This is a genomic window from Brachybacterium sp. EE-P12 (genome assembly GCF_003711805.1).
GTDB lineage: Bacteria > Actinomycetota > Actinomycetes > Actinomycetales > Dermabacteraceae > Brachybacterium.
In genome coordinates this window covers 305218-321795 of record NZ_QXCP01000003.1, presented here as the reverse complement: position 1 = coordinate 321795, position 16578 = coordinate 305218, and the positions used below count along the sequence as shown (strand labels likewise).

Annotated in this window: 16 protein-coding genes; 9 read left to right on the top strand and 7 right to left on the bottom strand. The window is 72.6% G+C overall.

All coding sequences use genetic code 11. The features are described from left to right. The first annotated feature begins 7 nt into the window (after positions 1–7). The 3 genes from D1648_RS02890 to D1648_RS02880 all read left to right on the top strand — a co-directional run bounded on the left by D1648_RS02890 (position 8) and on the right by D1648_RS02880 (position 3475). Entirely contained in the window at positions 8–1159 is a 1152-nt protein-coding gene (locus tag D1648_RS02890) for a DUF819 domain-containing protein (protein ID WP_122939301.1), read from the top strand. Next, positions 1156–2301 (top strand): dipeptide epimerase, encoded by a 1146-nt coding sequence (locus D1648_RS02885; protein ID WP_122939300.1) that lies wholly within the window; start codon positions 1156–1158, stop codon positions 2299–2301. The genes D1648_RS02890 and D1648_RS02885 overlap by 4 nt, the downstream gene beginning before the upstream one ends. Positions 2302–2386: 85 nt before the next feature. Continuing rightward, positions 2387–3475 (top strand): C40 family peptidase, encoded by a 1089-nt coding sequence (locus tag D1648_RS02880; RefSeq protein ID WP_206424763.1) that lies wholly within the window; start codon positions 2387–2389, stop codon positions 3473–3475. A gap of 28 nt (positions 3476–3503) precedes the next feature. Here D1648_RS02880 and D1648_RS02875 read toward each other — a convergent pair whose 3' ends face one another. Continuing rightward, a complete protein-coding gene (locus D1648_RS02875) occupies positions 3504–4301 on the bottom strand; it encodes a serine hydrolase (RefSeq protein ID WP_122939299.1) in 798 nt (265 codons plus the stop codon). Positions 4302–4324: 23 nt separating this feature from the next. Here D1648_RS02875 and D1648_RS02870 point away from each other — a divergent pair, with 23 nt between their 5' ends. The 5 genes from D1648_RS02870 to D1648_RS02850 all read left to right on the top strand — a co-directional run bounded on the left by D1648_RS02870 (position 4325) and on the right by D1648_RS02850 (position 9887). Next, the gene (locus D1648_RS02870; protein WP_164518560.1) at positions 4325–5356 is read left to right on the top strand and encodes a LacI family DNA-binding transcriptional regulator; all 1032 of its coding nucleotides are present in this window, start codon (positions 4325–4327) and stop codon (positions 5354–5356) included. A gap of 238 nt (positions 5357–5594) precedes the next feature. Continuing rightward, positions 5595–6902 (top strand): sugar ABC transporter substrate-binding protein, encoded by a 1308-nt coding sequence (locus D1648_RS02865; RefSeq protein ID WP_122939297.1) that lies wholly within the window; start codon positions 5595–5597, stop codon positions 6900–6902. Between the two features lie 10 nt (positions 6903–6912). Further along, the gene (locus tag D1648_RS02860; RefSeq protein WP_122939296.1) at positions 6913–7890 is read left to right on the top strand and encodes a carbohydrate ABC transporter permease; all 978 of its coding nucleotides are present in this window, start codon (positions 6913–6915) and stop codon (positions 7888–7890) included. Beyond that, positions 7883–8722 carry a carbohydrate ABC transporter permease gene (locus tag D1648_RS02855; protein WP_122939295.1) on the top strand — a complete coding sequence of 280 codons (840 nt, stop codon included), beginning with the start codon at positions 7883–7885 and terminating at the stop codon, positions 8720–8722. The genes D1648_RS02860 and D1648_RS02855 overlap by 8 nt, the downstream gene beginning before the upstream one ends. Before the next feature lie 31 nt (positions 8723–8753). Next, complete coding sequence (locus tag D1648_RS02850) at positions 8754–9887, top strand: Gfo/Idh/MocA family protein (protein WP_122939294.1); 1134 nt, start codon at positions 8754–8756, stop codon at positions 9885–9887. Positions 9888–9910: 23 nt separating this feature from the next. Here D1648_RS02850 and D1648_RS02845 read toward each other — a convergent pair whose 3' ends face one another. From D1648_RS02845 to D1648_RS02820, 6 genes are all read right to left on the bottom strand, one after another. Then, positions 9911–10759 (bottom strand): aldo/keto reductase, encoded by an 849-nt coding sequence (locus D1648_RS02845; protein ID WP_122939293.1) that lies wholly within the window; start codon positions 10757–10759, stop codon positions 9911–9913. A 72-nt stretch (positions 10760–10831) separates the two neighbouring features. Then, positions 10832–11299, bottom strand: a complete 468-nt coding sequence (locus tag D1648_RS02840) for an NUDIX domain-containing protein (RefSeq protein ID WP_122939292.1) — start codon at positions 11297–11299, stop codon at positions 10832–10834. After that, positions 11296–11799, bottom strand: a complete 504-nt coding sequence (locus D1648_RS02835; protein ID WP_122939291.1) for a PTS sugar transporter subunit IIA — start codon at positions 11797–11799, stop codon at positions 11296–11298. The genes D1648_RS02840 and D1648_RS02835 overlap by 4 nt, the downstream gene beginning before the upstream one ends. Positions 11800–11898: 99 nt before the next feature. Further along, positions 11899–12798 carry an aminodeoxychorismate lyase gene (locus D1648_RS02830; protein ID WP_122939290.1) on the bottom strand — a complete coding sequence of 300 codons (900 nt, stop codon included), beginning with the start codon at positions 12796–12798 and terminating at the stop codon, positions 11899–11901. 69 nt (positions 12799–12867) lie between these two features. Further along, a complete protein-coding gene (locus tag D1648_RS02825) occupies positions 12868–13647 on the bottom strand; it encodes a hypothetical protein (RefSeq protein WP_241155329.1) in 780 nt (259 codons plus the stop codon). Positions 13648–13673: 26 nt separating this feature from the next. Next, positions 13674–14894, bottom strand: a complete 1221-nt coding sequence (locus D1648_RS02820) for an NAD(P)/FAD-dependent oxidoreductase (protein WP_122939288.1) — start codon at positions 14892–14894, stop codon at positions 13674–13676. A 144-nt stretch (positions 14895–15038) separates the two neighbouring features. Between D1648_RS02820 and D1648_RS02815 the strand changes: the two genes are divergently transcribed. Continuing rightward, complete coding sequence (locus D1648_RS02815) at positions 15039–16532, top strand: glutamate--cysteine ligase (protein ID WP_122939287.1); 1494 nt, start codon at positions 15039–15041, stop codon at positions 16530–16532. Positions 16533–16578: the final 46 nt, after the last annotated feature.

Below are 16578 nucleotides of genomic sequence, written 5' to 3'. Positions count from 1 at the left end.
AGACCCCGTGATCACCGACGGACTGCTGATGCTCGGCGTCCTGCTGGCGCTCTCGTGCGCGCTGATCGTGCTCGAGCGCACCACCGGCTGGAAGCTGTTCAAGTTCGTGCCCGGCATGGTGCTGATGTACCTGCTGTGCGCGACCCTCAACTCGCTGGGCGTGTTCGGCCAGGACGACGCCACCCGAGAACCCATCGCCCAGGTCAAGGACGTCCTGCTGCCGGCGATGATCTTCCTGTTCCTCTTCGGCTGCGACCTGCGCAAGATCATCCGCCTCGGCCCGAAGCTGCTGCTGACCTTCTTCGTCGCCTCGCTGTCGCTGTCGGTCGGCATGGTGGTCGTGTACCTGCTCTTCCAGGGCGCGGTGCACTCCGAGGCGTGGAAGGTGTTCGGCGCGCTGCTGGCCTCGTGGACCGGCGGCAGCGCGAACATGGTCGCGGTGCAGGACATCCTCCAGGCCCCGGAGAACATCTTCGGGTACGCCCTGATCACCGACACGATCGGCTACTCGGTCTGGTTGATGCTGATGTTCGCCTCCGTCGCCGTCTCGCCGAGGTTCGACAAGTGGACGAAGGCGAACACCGGCTATCTCGACACGCACGCCGGCGAGCTCGAGGACGAGAAGCACCCGGTCACCGTCTCCTCCCTGTCGATCGTCGTGTTCGGCTCGATCTTCGTCTCGACCCTGTCGATCTGGATCGGCTCTCTGCTGCCGGAGTGGGGCGCGGTCGTCAACGGCACCACCTGGTCGATCCTCATCGTCTCCCTGCTGGGCCTGGTCGTGGCGGTCACGCCGCTGGGCCGCACGGCGGGCTCGGGCGAGGTCGCCACGCTCATGCTGTTCGTGGTGATCGGCCAGATCGCCTCGGGCTCGGACTTCTCCGCGATCACGCAGGCGCCGATCTACCTGCTCATGGGCGCGCTCGTGCTCATCTTCCACGCCGGGGTGATGGTGCTCTACGCGAAGCTGACGAAGACGGAGCTGTTCTCCCTCGCCGTCGCCTCGACCGCGAACGTCGGCGGCATCGCGTCGGCCCCGGTGGTCGCCGCGGCCTTCAACAAGCAGCTGGTGCCCGTCGGCGTGCTGTACGCGCTGATCGGCTCGTTCATGGGCACCTTCGTGGGCCTGCTCGCCGCGCAGATCATGTCGGCGCTGTGACCGCGTCGCCCATCCCGCAGGAGGCGGCCGAGCTGGAGGTGCGCGCGGTGCGCCGTCACCGCCACCTCGCACCGCTGCGCCACCCCTTCGTCACCGCCGCCCGCCGCACCGAGGCGGTCGAGTACGTGGTCGCCGAGGTGGAGCTCGCAGGCGGCGTCGTCGGCCAGGGATCCGCCGCGGAGACCGTGGCCGTGACCGGCGAGGACGCCCGCAGCATCCTCACCGCGCTCGACGGTCCGCTGCGCGGCGCGCTGGAAGGGGCGCGCGGCACCGTCGGCGAGCTCTCCGCCCGGATCGCGGCCGCACTGCCGGGCGCGACCAGCGCCAAGGCCGCCCTCGAGGTCGCGCTGCACGACGCCTGGGCCCGCGCGGCGGACCGGCCTCTCGTGGAGCTGCTGGGCGGCCGGGTCGGCGAGGTGATGCGCAACGACATGACCGTCTCCCTCGAGGAGCCGGCGACGATGGCGCAGCGGGCGCGGGAGGCCGTCGCGGCCGGGCACGAGATCCTCAAGATCAAGCTCGGCCACGACATCGACGAGGACCGCGCCCGGCTCGCCGCGGTCGCCGAGGCGGCGCCCGCGGCACGGCTGCGGCTGGATGCGAACCAGGGCTGGCTGCCCGAGCAGGCGATCGAGATCATCAGCGGCTTCGAGGCCGACGGCCTGCCCGTCGAGCTCGTCGAGCAGCCCGTCGCGGCCGGCGACGTAGAGGGGCTCGCCCGCGTCACCGCCGCGGTCTCGCTGCCGATCATGGCCGACGAGGCGGTGTGGTCGGCGGCCGATGCGCACCGCCTGATCGAGGCGCGGGCCTGCGACCTGCTGAACATCAAGCTCGCCAAGACCGGCGGGCTGCGCGGCGCGATCGAGGTCGCGGACGCGGCACGCCTGGCGGGGATCGACTGCATGCTGGGGGCCATGATGGAGCCGCGCATCTCGATCACCGCCGCCGCCCACCTCGCGCTCGCGCACCCGGCGGTCACGATGATCGACCTCGATCCGCCGGCCTGGTTCGCGACCGCCCTGCCCCGCGGCGGCATCGTCCAGGAACGCGGCGTGCTGCGCCTGTCCGGCGGGCCCGGCCTGGGCCTCGCGCCGCTGCGGCCCGACGAGGATCCGGCGCCTCCGGACGGGGGTGATCGGTGAGCACCCTGCTCCCGCCCGACCGTCCCCGATCCCGCACGTCCCGCATCCGCCGACGCCGCGGCGCCGGCCCTTCGTAGGAGCTGCCATGACCACGCACCGCATCCCCGCCCTCACCCGCCGCGACGGGCTGCGCCTGGCCGCGACCGGCACCGCCGGCCTCGCCGTCGCCTCTCTCGCCGCGCTCGCCCCGGCCTCCGCCGCACCCGCGCCGCGGCCCGCTTCCGGGCCCGGTCTCGCCCCGGGGGACCGCGCCCATGTCGCGGTCTCCGCAGCGACGCTCTGGGTCGAGCCGCGCACGGCCCGGCCCGGGATCGACGACCCGGCGCTGTCGAACCCCGTGGACCTCGACGCCTGGAACACGAACATGGAGGACACCGAGACCCGGCGCTGGCTGACGGGCCAGCTCGAGACCCAGGCCGTGCTGGGCAGCGAGGTGATCGTCGACGAGATCGACGGGGACTGGGCGCACGTGCTCGTCACCGCGCAGCCCACCCCGCGCGATCCGCGCGGCTATCCCGGCTGGGTGCCGCTCGCGCAGCTCGTGGCCGATCCGGACTTCGCCCGCCGCGCCGAGACCGCCCCGACCGCGACCGTCACGGCGCTGACCAGCACCCTCACCGGCACCCCGTCGGGGAACCACCCCGGGATCGACGTCTCCTTCGACACGGTCCTGCCTGTCGTGGGGCGCTCCGGGAAGGCCGTGAAGGTGGCCGTGCCCGGCGCCCGCCCCGCCTATCTCCCCGCCGCGGACGTCGTCGTGCGCGACCGCGGCGAGCAGCCGCCCCGCCCCGCCGTCGAGGACGTGATCGCCACCGGCGAGCGCTTCCTGGGGCTGCGCTACCTGTGGGCGGGCGTGAGCGCCTGGGGCTTCGACTGCTCCGGCTACACCTACACCCTGTTCCGCCACCACGGGATCACGATCGCCCGCGACGCCGGGGACCAGATGAACGACTCCGGCCTCGCGGAGGTCGCTCGGGAGGACCTGCGCCGCGGCGACCTGGTGTTCTTCGCGACCGAGCCGGGCGGCGACTCGATCCGCCACGTCGCCCTGTACCTCGGGGACGACCTGATCATGCAGGCCCCGAACGCGGAGCGCAGCGTGGAGATCATGTCGCTGACCGAGTACGACCCGACCGGCGAGTACGCCGGCGCGCGGCGCGTGCTCGAGAGCTGAGCGGGGCCGGCCGGACCGCGCGCGGCGCTCAGGCGGCGTGCTCGGGCAGCAGCTCGCGGGCGAGTGCGATGATCCGCGCGTCGGCCGCCTCGGCGTCGAGCCCCGCGGTCAACACCGCCAGGACCCGGGAGTCCGTGGAGCCCGGTGCGCCGACGTGCGCGACGTCGTGCCGGTAGCCGTCGACCCAGCCGGACTTCGAGCCCCAGGGCACTCCGTCGCGCAGGGCGGTGGCGATGATCGGGATCCGCTGCGCGGCGAGCGCCGCGAGGGCGAGCTCGCGGGAGGGCTCGGACAGTCGCGGGGACGCGCCGGTGACCAGCGCGTGCATCGTGCGGGCGAGGTCCGCGGCGGAGGTCTCGTTGGTCAGGCCCTGCGAGAGCGCGGCGGCGTCCCCGATCCTCCGCTCGACGCGGGTCGCGGTGAGCCCCAGCTCGCGGACCACGTCCGCGACGGCGTCGAGGCCCACGAGCTCCAGCAGCTGGTCGGTCGCCTCGTTGCTCGAGCGGTCGATCATCCGCACCGCGAGCTCCCGCACCGCCACCGGGGTGCCGGGCGCGGGATGAGTCGGGTCGAGGTGGTCGCCGGCCAGGGTGAACGGCTGCCCGTCGGCGCCGGTGAAGGTGCGGGTGACCGGCAGCTCCGCCGCGAGGTCTACCCGTCCCGCCTCGGCGGCGCGCAGCACCGCGAGCAGCACGTGGAGCTTGATGGTGCTGGCGGCGTAGAAGGGCTCCTCGGCATGCGCGGCGGAGAGCACCGTCCCGTCGGCGTCGAGCAGGCAGTGCGCGAGGCGCACCTCGTCGGGGGCGGCGGCGGTGGGCAGCGGCATGACCCGACCTTACGATGCTCCTCATGCCCCCGAAGCCCTCGCCCCGCCCCACCGTCTCGACGATCGCCCGGGACCTGGGGATCTCCCCGGCCACGGTGAGCTATGCGCTCAACGACAAGCCCGGCGTGGGCGCCGCGACCCGGCAGCGGGTGCTCGAGCACGCCCGGGAGGTGGGCTGGACCCCGCACTCCGGAGCGCAGGCCCTGCGCCGCGGACGCAGCGGGAACATCGGCCTGGTGCTGGTGCGCGATCCGGAAGAGGTCTCCCGCGAGCCGTTCTACGCCTCCGTGACCGCGGGCATCGAGTCGGCGACGAGCGCGCACGGCTACGAGCTGCTGATCCGCTTCGTCGAGGGCGGGGAGGAGCACGAGATCGACGTCTTCCGCACCTGGGCCCACCGGCGTCGGGTCGACGGGGTGGTGCTGCTGGACCTCGCCTCGGACGACCATCGCCCGGCGGTGCTGGAGGCGCTGGGCCTGGACTTCGCGGTGCTCGGCCACTACGAGGGTCCGGAGGACTTCGTGAGGGTCTCGACCGCCGAGCCGGAGGATGCCGCGACTGTGGTCGAGCACGTCGCCGCGCTCGGGTACGACGGCTGCCTCCAGGTGACGGGTCCCCTGGCCTATGCGCACGAGCGCCGACGCCTCGAGCTGCTGCGTCGGCTGTGCGCCGAGCACGGCCTCGCCCATTCCCAGGAGAGCGCCCGGTACGCGATCGGCTCGGGCCAGGACGCCGTCCGGCGGGCCGACGTCACGTTCTGCTCCCGTCCGGCGGTGATCGCCTCGAGCGACCTGATCGCCGTCGGCGCCCTGCGCGCGGCCGCCGCGCTCGGTCTGCGCATCCCCGAGGAGATGGGCCTGGTCAGCTGGGACGACTCGCTGATCGCCGAGGTCGCCTCCCCCTCGATCACCGCCCTGGCCAGAGAGCCCTTCGCGATGGGCCGCTCGGGCGGGGACCTGCTCGTCCGGCGCATCGAGGGCACGGCATCCCCGGGCGAGAGGATGCAGACCGCGCCCGCGCGCCTCGTGCCCCGCGCCTCCACCGCCCGCCCCTGAGGGCAGCCGGCGGGGCCCGCGCCCCGGGACCGTGATGTCACCGTGATCTGCCGCCGTTGACATCCCGTCGGCCCGCGGGCCATACTCGGCGAATCGATTAAGTACCGAATCGATTCAGCACGCCGCCGGGCCGACGCTCCACCGGACCCGCGGCACAGGGCGGGACGCCCCGCAGGGCACCTGCCCGCCCCTCACCCACGAGCCGTCACCGACGACGGCGTCCCCAAGGAGAACCCCGATGCGACGACGCACCCTTCTGACCGCTGCTCCCCTCGCCGCCGCCGGCGCGGCAGGCCTCGCAGCCTGCGGCTCCTCCTCCGGCTCAGGCTCCGACGGCTCGCCCGGCAGCCTCACCTACTGGGCCTCCAACCAGGGCACCAGCGTCGAGAACGACAAGGAGGTCCTCACCCCGGTCCTCGAGAAGTTCACCGAGGAGACCGGCATCGACGTCTCCCTCGAGGTGATCGGCTGGGCCGACCTGCAGACCCGCATCCAGACGGCGATCACCTCCGGCCAGGGCCCGGACGTGCTGAACATCGGCAACACCTGGGGCGTGAGCCTCCAGGCCACCGGCGGCCTGCTCGAGCTGGGCGATGCCGAGTTCGAGGCGCTCGGCGGTCGCGAGCAGTACGTCGAGGCGGCGCTCGCCACCGGGGGCGCGGAGGGCACCGACCCCACCTCCATCCCGCTGTACGGGCTCGCCTACGGCATGTACTACAACGTGCAGATGTTCGAGGACGCGGGCCTCGAGCCGCCCACCACCTGGGAGGAGATGGTCGAGGCCGCGAAGGCGCTGACCGATCCGGGCGAGGGCGTGTACGGCATGTCCCTGGCCGCCGGCTCCTACACCGAGAACAACCACTTCGCGTTCATCAACGCCACCCAGAACGGCGCCGCGCTCAACGACTCCGAGGGGAAGCCCACCTTCACCGAGGACGGCGTGGTCGACGGGATCCTGCGCTATCTCGACCTCATGCAGGAGCACGAGGTCGTCAACCCCTCCAACGCCCAGTTCGACAACGGCACCATGTCCGTCACGGCCTTCGCGAACGGCGAGGCGGCGATGATCATCAACCAGAACAACGCCAACGCCACCATCGAGTCCCAGGGCATGACGCCGGACCAGTTCAAGGCCATCCCCTTCCCCGCCCCGGCCGATGCGGTCGACGACTGCGCCTCGCACCTGGCCGGCATCAACATCGCGGCGATGGCGGACACCGACAACCGCGACGGCGCGCTCGAGTTCATGAGGTTCATGACCTCCCCGGAGATCCAGGCCGAGCTCGGCAAGCCCTTCGCCTCCCTGCCGGTGCTCGTGGACGGCGAGCCCACCTTCACCGAGGACGCCGAGCAGGCCGACATGTTCATGGAGGTCTACGCCGAGCGCTCCGCGCCGCTGCCGCTGGTGCCCTGGGAGGACCAGTTCGAGACCACCGTCGGCCAGGCGATGAACGCGATGTTCGCGACCATCGCGACCGGTGGGAAGGTCACGCGCGAGGACGTCGTCACCGCAATGCAGACGGCCCAGGACTCGATCCGGGCCTGAGGGACGATCCATGACCTCGACCGCGACCCGCGGGAACTCGTCGCCGCCGACGAGCGCGGAGTCCACCGCTCCGCGCCGCCGCAGCGGCCGCACCTGGTTCCCCTATCTGATCCTGCTGCCCGCGGTGATCCTCGAGCTGCTGATCCACATCGTCCCGATGGTCACCGGCTTCTGGATGAGCTTCGTGGAGCTGACGAAGTTCTTCATCCGGCGCTGGACCGAGGCCCCCTTCGTGGGGCTGGACAACTACCGCATCGCGGTGGACCTGGAGACCCCGATCGGGCAGGAGCTGCTGAGCTCCTTCCTGGTCACCGTCGCGTTCACCGCGCTGGTGGTGGGGCTGAGCTGGGGGCTCGGGATGGCGGCGGCCGTCGCCCTGCAGCGGCCCTTCCGGGGCCGGGGCGTCTTCCGCACCATGTTCCTGGTCCCCTACGCCCTGCCGCTCTACGCCGCGGTGATCACCTGGAACTTCATGCTCCAGCGCGACACCGGCGTCATCAACCACCTGCTCGTCGAGCAGCTGGGGATCCTCGACGAGGCCCCCTTCTGGCTCATCGGCGACAACGCCTTCCTCTCCGTCGTGGTGGTCGCGATCTGGCGCATGTGGCCCTTCGCGTTCCTCATGTTCATGGCCGGCCTGCAGTCGATCCCGGACGAGCTGTACGAGGCCAGCGCCATGGACGGTGCCTCGCCGCTGCGCCAGTGGCGTGCGGTGACGCTGCCGATGCTCGCCCCCGTGAACCAGACGATGCTGCTGGTGATGTTCCTGTGGGTGTTCAACGACTTCAACACCCCGTACATCCTGTTCGGCACCGCGCAGCCGCCTGCCGGCGACCTCATCAGCTTCCACATCTACAACGCCTCGTTCCTGTCCTGGGACTTCGGCGTGGGCAGCGCGATGAGCGTGCTCCTGCTGCTGTTCCTGCTGGCCGTCTCGCTCGTGTACCTGTACGCCACCCAGTGGAGGAAGGGGCGCTCCCATGCGTGAGACCCTCGGTGAGAAGATCTTCCGCGTCGTCGTGCTCGCGGGGCTGAGCGCCTTCGTGCTGCTGCCGCTGTACGTCATGGTCACCACGAGCCTGAAGCCCCTCGGCGACGTGCAGGCGGGCTTCTCGTGGTTCCCGAGCAGGGTGACGATCGCGCCGTACATCGAGATGTGGTCGACGGTGCCGCTGGCGCGCTACTTCATGAACTCGCTCGTGGTCACCTCGGTCGCGACCCTGTTCAGCGTGGCGGTCGCGATCTTCGCCGCCTACGCCGTCTCCCGCTGGCGCTTCCGCGGCCGGACCCCGTTCATGACCGCGGTGCTGTCCACGCAGATGTTCCCCGGCGTGCTGTTCCTGCTGCCGCTGTACCTGATCTTCGTGAACATCGACGCCGCGTTCGGCGTGCCCCTGGTGGGCACGCGGATCGGCCTGATCATCACCTACCTGACCTTCTCGCTGCCCTTCTCGGTCTGGATGCTCGCCGGCTACTTCGACGGCATCCCGAAGGAGCTGGACCAGGCGGGGAAGGTCGACGGCGCCGGGAACCTCACGATCCTGCTGCGGATCATCCTGCCCGCGGCCCGGCCCGGCATCGTCGCCGTCGCGATCTACGCGTTCATGACGGCCTGGGGCGAGGTGCTCTTCGCCTCCGTGCTCACCACGGAGGAGACCCGCACGCTCGCCGTGGGTCTGCGCCAGTACGCCACCCAGACCAACGTCTACTGGAACCAGATCCTCGCCGCCTCGATCGCGGTGTCGATCCCGGTGGTCGTCGGTTTCCTGATGATGCAGAAGAACTTCGTCGCCGGGCTCACCGCCGGCGCGGTGAAGTGACCGCCCCCGCACGACCTCGAAAGGCTCCTCCATGCCCCAGCAGTCCACCGGCCCGGTCGGCATCGGCCTCATCGGCGCCGGCACCATCTCCGCCGAGTACCTCACCCATCTCACGTCCTTCCCGGACGTGCAGGTGCACATCGTCGGGGACCTGTTCCCCGAGGCCGCGGCGGCCCGCGCCGCCGAGTTCGGCGTGCCCGCCTCCGGCACCGCCGAGGACGTCCTCGCGCATCCGGACGTCGAGATCGTCGTGAACCTGACGATCCCGACCGCGCATGCGGAGGTCTCCCGCCGGATCGTCGGAGCGGGCAAGCACGTGTGGACGGAGAAGCCGATCACCACCGACCAGGCCGACGCCACGGCGCTGCTCGAGGCGGCGCGGGAGGCGGGGGTGCGCGTCGGCGGCGCCCCCGACACCGTGCTCGGCGCCGGGATCCAGACCGCGCTGCGCACCCTGCGCGACGGCGCGATCGGGACGCCGGCGAGCGCGCTGACCCTCTTCCAGTCCCCGGGCCCGGAGTCCTGGCATCCGAACCCCGCCTTCCTCTTCCAGGAGGGCGCGGGGCCGCTCTACGACATCGCCCCGTACTACACGAGCACGCTCGTGCTCGCGCTCGGCCCGGTCGCCTCGGTCAGCGCGGTCGGCTCGAGGGCCCGGGAGCAGCGCACCATCGGCTCCGGGCCGAAGGCCGGGGAGGTCTTCGACGTCACCGTGCCCACGCAGGTCGCGGCGCTGCTGCGCTTCGCCTCGGGGCAGAACGCGACGGTGCTGCTGAGCTTCGACTCCCCGCACGCCCGCACGGGCTTCGTCGAGGTGTACGGCACCGAGGCGACCCTCTCCTTCCCGGATCCGAACGTCTTCGAGGGCGACAGCGCCCTGACCCCCTATCGTGCCGGGGAGGCGCGGCCCGTCCCCGCGACCGGTGCGACCGCCGGCCGCGGCCTGGGCGTGCTGGAGATGGCCCGCGCCCTGCGCGCGGGGGTGCCGCACCGGGCGCAGGGCGAGATCGCCGCGCACGTGCTGGACGTGATGGTCGGTATCGAGACCGCGATCGCCGAGGACCGGATCGTCGAGATCGGCTCGACCTTCGACGAGGTCGAGCCGATGCCCGCCGACTTCGACCCCCATGCCGCGACGCTCGCGGGTGCGACCGTCCGCGTCTGAGCCCGTGGGGCTCGGCCCGGGGCTCAGGCTCCCTGATGCCCGGCGAACTCGTCGGGGTCGGGGCCCTGGCGGCCGGCGGCGCCCTTGTCGAGGGCGGAGATCTGCGCGATCTCGTCCTCGGTGAGGGTCAGCTCGAGGGAGGCGAGGTTCGCGGCGATCCGCTCGGGGGTGACGGACTTCGAGATCACCACATTGCCCAGCGCCAGGTTCCAGGCGAGCAGCACCTGGGCGGGGCTCGCGCCGTGCGCCTCGGCGACCTGGGTGACCACGGGGTCCTCGAGCTCGCCGCCGCCCTGGCCCAGCGGCGACCAGGACTCGGTGACGATGCCCTTCTCGGCGTGGAAGGCGCGCAGCTCGGCGTTGCCGAGGTACGGGTGGACCTCGATCTGGTTCAGGACGGGCAGCACGCCGGTCTCGGCCTCGATCAGCTCGAGGTCCTCGACGCGGAAGTTCGAGACGCCGATGGAGCGGATCCGGCCCTGCTCCTTGAGCTCCACGAGAGCCTTCCAGGTCTCCAGCGCCAGACCCTTGGAGGGGGCGGGCCAGTGGATGAGGTAGAGGTCGAGCTCGTCGAGGCCCAGGTCCTCCATGGTCGCGTCGAAGGAGCGCAGGGTCGTATCGCGGCCCTGGTCCTGGTTGGGGACCTTCGAGGTCACGAAGATCTCGTCGCGGGGCAGGTCGGTGCGGCTCAGCGCCTGGCCCACACCGGCCTCGTTGTTGTAGCCGCGGGCGGTGTCGACGTGGCGGTAGCCGGCATCGAGGGCGCTCACGACGACGTCGGCGGCGACCTCGTTCTCCACCTGCCACACCCCGTAGCCGAGCTGCGGGATGGAACGGCCGTCGTGGAAGGAGATGCGGGGCGAGATGGTCATGGGTCTCCTGACGCTCGGGGCACGACGGCGAGCGCCGTCGCTGGATGTTCGCCCTGCCAGGCTAGCGCGTGCTCAGCTCCCGCACACCCCGAGGCTGAAGGGGCGCGAGCTGGGGTCCGACTCGAGCCAGCGGGCGAGCTCGACGGGGTGGACCACGTGCTCGCCGAGCCGGTCCAGCGGGAGCCAGGCGGTGCCGGCCTGACCGGGGTCGGGATCGGTGCCCTCGCCGGGCTCCTCCCCCTCGGCAAGTCCGCACCAGTAGGCGATGTTGACCTGGTGGAAGGGCGGGATCGGGGAGCCGTCGACCATGCGGCGGTCCATCATGACCTCGAACAGGCAGGCGGGTTGGTGCACCTCGACCTCGGCGCCGATCTCCTCGCGGCATTCGCGCACCATCGCCGTGGTCTGGTCCTCGCCGTGCTCCTGCCCGCCTCCGGGCAGGGCGAACACCTCCCGGCCCTCGGGCTCGACGTAGCGGTTCATCAGCACCTGGCCGTCGCGGACGATCAGGGCCTTCACGCCCAGCCGGGGGGTCCTCATGCGTTCTCCTCCGTCTCTCCTGTGCGGCCCAGCAGCTCCTCGGCGCGGGCGCGCAGCGTCTCCTCGTCCTCCGCCGCGATCAGCTCGGCGACCGCGGTCCCGCCCTGCAGCAGGCTCATCAGGCGGCGCAGGGCGGCGAGGTGGTCGCGCGCGTCGGTCAGCAGCGGCATGGCCAGCAGCTGCACCGGGACCTCGCCGCCGCTGCCGCCCATCTCGCCGAAGGGGACGGGGCGGGCGAGGGTCACGAGCGCCAGCCCGGGAACGAGGACGTGCTCGGGGTCCGCGTGCGGGATCGCGGTGGGCACGGGCGTGGGCAGACCCGTGGGATAGCGCCGCTCCCGCACCTGCAGCGCCTCGGGGAACGCGTCGGTGACGGCGCCGGCGTCCAGGAGCTGCCCGGCGACGGTGCGCAGCGCGTCCTCGGCATCGCCGACGTCGAGCTTCGCGAGGACGAGGCTCAGCGAGAGCGGGGCGATCGGCGGTCGCGGTGCGGTGCTCATGGTTCCTCCCGGTGCGGCCTCGTGCGGCCAGGTGCGGCGACCCCTGATTCTGGCACCCGCAAGCGCTGCTCGGCGCGCGCCGGGCCGGTTCCCCTCAGGTCAGATCCCGCCGGTGAGCACCCGCTGGAAGCGGGCGGTGAGCTCGTGGTCCACAGGCAGCTCGTGCTCGTCCAGGTGCGTGATCGGGGCGGCCAGCCGGGTCGAGGACAGCAGCCAGGCGCCGTCGGAGTCGCGGACGTCCTGCACGGTCATGAGCTCCTCCCCGGCGACGAGGCCCTGCTGCTCGCGCAGCCAGGCGAAGAGGGTCGCCACGCTCGTGCCCTCGAGCACGCCGGCGCTGACGGGGGTGGTGAGGAAGGTGTCGCCGCGGCGCACGAGGAGGGTCGAGGTGGGGCCCTCGAGCACATAGCCGTCGGAGGCGAGGAAGAGCACGTCGGCGGCGCCGCGGCGCTTCGCCTCGCGCACGGCGGCCATGTTCACGGCGTAGCTGAGGGTCTTCGCGCCGGGCAGCAGCCAGGGACTGGTGCGCGTGACGGTGGTGGCGAGACCCCGGTCCAGCACCGCGACCTTCATCCCGGCCCGATAGGGGCTCCAGTCGTCGGAGACGCGGGCGTGGATCCAGCAGGTGGGGGTGCCGGAGCCCTCGACGCCGCGGGTGTACATCACGCGCACGCTGAGCTCGGGGACGGGGTCGTGCGCGGTGATCGCGGCGTCGATCGCGGCGGCGAGCACGCCCTGGTCGGGGGCGGGCAGGTCCATCATCTCGGCGCTGCGGGCCAGTCGCGCGAGATGCGGGCCGACGTTGACGGGCGTGCCGTCGAAGGCGCCGATGGTCTCGAAGATCCCGTCGCCGCGGGTGGCGACGAGGTCGGTGACCGAGAGCTGCGGGACCGCGGGATCGGCGAGATGGAAGCCCTCGCCGCCGTCGGCGGGTGCCCCGGTCGCGCCGGGGACCAGCACGAGCACGGGGGCGGGGGCATCGGGGCTGGTCGCGGTCATGTCACTGCTCCTGATCCGGTCCTCACGGGTGAAGGGCCCTCCCACCAGGGTAGACCTGCCGGCTGCGGTTCAGCCGCCGTGGACGGCGATGACGAGCCCGTGCTCGCGCCAGGACAGGTGCGTCTCGAGCGGGTCGCCGGGCACGTCGACGTCCATCGGGTCCACGCGCGTGCCGAGGGCGGCGCCGCGCAGGTCGGCGAGCGCGAGCGCGCCGTCGGCCGCGGCGTCCCCCTCGGCGGGGACGAGCTCCGCCTCCGGGACCCCGTCGACCGTGCCCAGCAGCGCGGCGAAGAGGTGCGCGTCCATGAGCTGCTCGGCGACCTCGGTGCGCTCCGTGTCGGTGTCCTCCTCCGCGGGGCCGCGTTCGGCGAGCGCGGCGAGGGTCGCCTCGAGCGCGTCGGCGAACAGGCCCAGATAGGTGGTGAGGTCCGGGGCGGCCAGCTGCAGGGAGAGGTCCTCGCCGATGCCGTGGACGGCGCCGGGGGTGCCGTGCTCGTCGAGGGTCAGCACCACTGCGGCGTCCGGCGTCTCGTACAGGGGGTAGTAGGTCCTCGCGTCGCCGAGCAGGGTGTAGGGCCCCACGTCGGTGCGGTCCTCGACCAGCAGGTCCAGCACGCGGGCGCCGCGCAGCTCGATCCCGCCGAGCTCGTCCACGAGCTGCTCGAGGGCGGGCGGGGGATCCGCGGCGACCTCCTCCTCGCTCACGGCGAGGCCGGGGATCTGCGCGGCGTCCTCCTCATGGGTGGTGACGAGGGAGGCGAGGCGGTCCAGGACCGGGCGCAGGGCGGCGATCGGCAGCACCTCGGCGCCGTCGGGCCAGGGCAGGGAGGTGTTCATCGGCGTGCTCACCCGGCCAGTCTGTCACGCGCCCCGGCTCAGCCGCCGGGCGGGATCCTGCCCTCCAGGGAGTCGAGGGGGAGGTCCCCGGCCTGGGAGTCGGCGATCAGCTGCCGCGCGGCGGGCACCGAGTCCCAGGTGTTCCACAGCAGCACGCCCTCGACGCGGTCGTCCTCGAGGTAGTGGACCACGGCCGCGGTCCTCTCCTCGTCCCACACCTCCCGCATCTCCAGGGAGGAGTCCAAGCGCCCCACCGCCTCGTAGCCGTCGTCGAAGAGGTCGGAGAAGAACAGCGGCGTGTGCTCGTACTCCTCCCGCTCCGCCTCGGGGCGGGTCATGTTCTTCCCGGCCAGGGCGCCGGAGGCCTCGGCGTGGTCGACGTGCTCGACGTGGCGCCGGCCCAGCAGCGCGTCGTCGTAGAGCACCACGTCCCCGGCCGCGAAGACGTCCGGGGCGCTGGTGCGCAGGTGCGGGTCGACGATCACGAGCTCGCGATCGGTGTCGATCCCGGCCTGCGCGGCGAGGAAGGTGTCGGGGCGCGCGCCGAGCCCGAGCACGACGGCGTCGGCCTCGAGCGTCCTCCCGTCCTCCGCGCGGAGGGCGAGGCTCTCCCCGGCGGTGACGTCCTCGAGGCGGAATCCGCCCACGAGCTCCACACCCTTCTCGGTGAAGACCTGCTCGAGGTGGGAGGTGATCGAGGTGGGGAACATGTGCTCGAGGATCCGTTCCCCGCCGTGGGCGAGGGTGACCTCCGCGCCGGTGCGGGTGAGCGCGGCGGCGACCTCGGTGCCGATGTAGCCGCCGCCCACGACGACGAGACGGGCGCCGTCCACGGCGAGGGAGCGCAGGTGGCGGTAGTCGCCGACGGTGCGCAGGTAGGCGACGCGCCGGTCCCCGACCTCGGGGAGCCGGCGCGGCACGGAGCCCGTCGCGAGCAGCGCGGTGCGGTAGTGGATCCGCTCGCCGCGCGCGGTGACGACGGTGCGCGAGGAGGGCAGCAGCTCGGTGACGACGGTGGAGGTGAACAGCTCCGCGCCGGCGGCCTCGGCGGTGCCGAGGTCCTGAGAGGTCGGATCCGGGTCCTCGCCGGTCCACAGGTCCTTCGACAGGGCCGGACGGTACACGGGGGCGTGGGCGTCCGCGGAGAGGATCGCGATGCTCGCGGTCTCGTCCTCGGCCCGGATCGCGCGCGCGGCGGCGTCCGCGGCGATCCCGCCGCCGATGATCACGTGGTCGTAGCTGTCCTTGGGGTCCGTCATCGGAGCCTCCTTCGGCGAGGGTGCTCCCAGGGTAGCCCTCACCTGTGATCCACGACGCCCCGCGCCCCGGACTCCGCGTGCGTGCGCGGCCGCGCACGTGCTTGGATGAGCGGGCCCCGTCCGCCTGCACCGGAGGTCACCACCATGGGACGCGAGATCGGCACGACCGAGTACACCCGGTCCCAGCGCACCCGCTACCGGCGGGAGCTGCGACGCAACCTCGACCTCTTCGAGACCTTCCTGGACACGGCGGAGTTCGTCGACGAGGGGACCGTGGGCGTCGAGCTCGAGATGAACCTGGCCGAGCAGGACTCGATGGCGCCCGCGCTGATCGCGGACACCCTGCTGGAGGACCTCGACGAGCAGTACGTCCACGAGATCGGCCGCTTCAACCTCGAGGCCAACCTGCCGGTCACCCGCCCCGACGGGACGGGCCTCGGCGAGCTCGAGACGGCGCTCGGCGCCGCGATCGACCGGGCCGACGAGGCCGCCCGGGCCCGCGGGGCCCGGGTCGTGCCCGTCGGCCATCTGCCCACCATCTCGGAGGACCTCTTCGCCGACGAGTCCTGGCGCGCGCCCGGGGCTCGCTACGAGGCGCTCGAGTCCAGCGTGATGGAGGCGCGCGGCGAGGAGATCACGCTGCGGATCGAGGGCGAGGGCCGCGGGGTGGACACGACCTTCGACTCGATCGCGCCGGAGAGCGCCTGCACCTCGATGCAGCTGCACCTGCAGGTCCCGCCCGAGCAGTTCGCGGCCGCGTGGAACGCGGCGCAGGCGATCGCCGGCCCGCAGGTCGCGCTCGCCGCGAACTCCCCGTTCCTGCTGGGCAGGCGGCTGTGGCACGAGACCCGCATCCCCACCTTCGTGCAGGCCCTGGACACGCGACCACCCGAGTACGCGGCACAGGGGGTACGGCCGCGGGTGTGGTTCGGCGAGCGCTGGATCACCTCGATGTTCGACCTGTTCGAGGAGAACGTGCGGCTGTTCCCGGCCCTGATCCCGGAGTCGCGGGAGATGGCGGAGGAGCCGCTGCTGACCGAGGGGCGCTCGCCCCGCCTGCACGAGCTGATGCTGCACAACGGCACGGTCTGGCGCTGGAACCGCCCGATCTACGATCCCGGCACGGACCTGCCGCACCTGCGGCTGGAGAACCGTCTGCTGCCGGCGGGGCCGACGCCGGCGGACATGGCCGCGAACGCCGCCTTCTTCTACGGCATCGTGCACTCGCTCGTGCACGAGCGGCGGCCGCTGTGGTCGCGGATGAGCTTCGAGCAGGCCGACGAGTCCTTCCAGCAGTGCGCCCGCTGGGGTCTCGAGGCGCGGGTGCGCTGGCCGAAGGTGGGCCGCGTGCGGGTCGCGGACCTGCTCCAGCAGCACCTGATCCCGCAGGCGATGGAGGGACTGCGCGAGCTCGGCGCCGATCCGGCGGTGGTCGCCCGCTACGGGGAGATCCTCACCGAGCGCGCCCGCACCGGCCGCAACGGCGCCCGCTGGCAGATCGACACGGTCACCTCGCTCGAGCTGCGCGGCGGCACGCGCGAACAGGCGCTCGCGGAGATGACCCGCCGCTACCGGGCGGGCGTCGACTCCCGCGAGCCCGTGCACGCCTGGCAGGTCCCGGCGCGCCAACGGCGCTGAGCCGACGACCGCCGGGACCACCAGGCGTCCACATATCGGACCGCTG